The sequence below is a fragment of the Streptomyces pilosus genome, assembly GCF_014649835.1.
Classification (GTDB): domain Bacteria; phylum Actinomycetota; class Actinomycetes; order Streptomycetales; family Streptomycetaceae; genus Streptomyces; species Streptomyces pilosus.
The window spans coordinates 1-809 of record NZ_BMTU01000047.1; the positions used below are offsets into that span (position 1 = coordinate 1).

The window sequence follows — 809 nt, forward strand, 5'->3', positions numbered from 1 at the left end:
GCTCACTCAAGTCGAACATCGGCCACAGCCAGGCCGCCGCCGGCGTCGGCGGAGTGATCAAAATGGTGCAGGCCATGCGCCACCGCACCCTGCCCCGCACCCTCCACGTCGACACGCCCACCCCGCACATCGACTGGGACACCGCCGCCATGGAACTCCTCGTCGAAGCACGCCCCTGGCCCCACACCGGCGACCGCCCCGCCCGCGCCGCCGTCTCCTCCTTCGGTCTGGGCGGGACCAACGCCCACGTGGTTCTGGAGGCCGCCCCCGAGACGTCCGCGGAGGAGGAGCGGAGCGGGAGCACGGCCGGTGGCGCGGTGGTGCCCTGGGTGTTGTCCGGGCGTTCGACGGATGCGGTGCGTGCGCAGGCGGCTCGTCTGGCCGCGCACATCGAGCGCGAGAACCTGAAGGAACCGGCGGACAGGGCGGACGTGGCCTGGTCGCTGGTGTCCAGCCGCGCGGTGCTCGAGACGGGCGCCGTCGTCGCGGGCCGCGACCAGGACGAACAGCTGGCCGCACTGCGCGCGCTGGCCGAGGGCGGCGCCGATCCGGGTGTGGTGGTCCAGGAACGCTCCCGCACCGGGCGACTGGGCTTCGTGTTCTCGGGGCAGGGTGCGCAGCGGCTGGGCATGGGCAGGGAACTCGCCGCCGCCGTGCCCGAGTTCGCCGCCGCCCTGGAAGAGGTCTGCACCCACATCGACCCCCTGCTCGACCGCCCCCTGCGCGACGTGATGTTCGGCACCGGCAGCGACGCCGACGCCGCGCTGCTGGACCGCACCGAATACACCCAGCCCGCCCTCTTCGCCATC

General features: G+C 73.5%; 1 protein-coding gene. It reads left to right on the forward strand.

Going from position 1 to position 809, the window contains the following annotated elements; genetic code table 11:
• Positions 1–809, forward strand: an 809-nt coding sequence (locus IE118_RS33840; RefSeq protein WP_189561929.1) for a ketoacyl-synthetase C-terminal extension domain-containing protein, incomplete at both ends; no start/stop codon positions are given.